Raw genomic sequence first — 1068 nt, 5'->3', positions numbered from 1 at the left:
GTTATTATGGTAATAATTGGGTGGAATATACCGTTATTCCCCATAATCAGAGTATCTGTTACTTAAGACCAAATGATATGGGTAATTATGGTGGCTATGACGGAAATGTATTTCATAACTTTTGGGGCTTTTCACGTTGGAGTGGCTTTCCGACCACTGGTTTTCAAAATGCGGCATTTACGGCAATTGGACCGGGAGCGAATCAACTTTATTACCGTTGTTATTCACATAATGGGGCCGGCAAAATATGGTTATCGACCATCAATGGTTATGGTGCAAACTGTACCGTTAATTATGCGGCAGAACAAAAATGGCAATTTATTGAAAATGGTACGCCGGTAATAACCATGGAGTACTTTAATGGTCGAGATTGGATTTGGATGGATAATTTTACAATACCGGTACCGAGTAAATGGCCATCAAAAATGGGCAATAAAAGTAATTTTACCAATCATCGGATGATTTACACTATAAAAGATCCTGGAGATCGAGATGTTTGGGATGGCGGTGCAGAACATGGACATTGGGTGCATGTTCCCAAAACAATTTATTATATATTGGATTATTGTAGTGGCAGAGATAGTAACAATGTAAAACGCCGAACCCAAACATCGGAAGCAATGAATGACAATTTTCGCAGGGGATTGCTATATACGCTTGTAGAGCTTAAAGGTAATAATAATACACGAGGTTTTGTTCGTGGTTTAGGTAATTTTATGGGCGAATGGGGGGCATTGAACAGTTATAATTCACTTTGGGGGAATAGTATGTGGACATCAGATAAAGATAGTAGTAACCGTCCTTTTTATATTAAAGTAGATGGATACGCTTTTACACCAAGTGCAGAACATAATCCTCACGGTGTATTGACAATTTCAGCCAATTCAATATGCCGAGGAGATTAATTCTATAAAGTTAACGATTGATAATCTGGCAAATATAACGCAACAAATTGTACCTATCAATAAACGTATAAATATAATAAGTTGCGTTTTGCCTTTAACAAATCAGACACCGAATGTAGAATTAACTGCATAGCATATCTATTTTTTTGAAGAGCGCACTTTT

General features: G+C 37.1%; 1 protein-coding gene. It reads left to right on the top strand.

Features of this window, described 5'->3' with window-relative positions; translation table 11 throughout:
- Positions 1 to 905: hypothetical protein (locus B6D18_RS12685; protein WP_158092596.1), on the top strand; the 905-nt coding region annotated here is incomplete at its 5' end.
- Between the last annotated feature and the right edge of the window lie 163 nt (positions 906 to 1068).

It is taken from the genome of Gilliamella sp. A7, from assembly GCF_002142015.1.
Lineage (GTDB): Bacteria > Pseudomonadota > Gammaproteobacteria > Enterobacterales > Orbaceae > Gilliamella > Gilliamella apis_A.
This window is presented reverse-complemented; position numbering and strand designations above follow the sequence as displayed.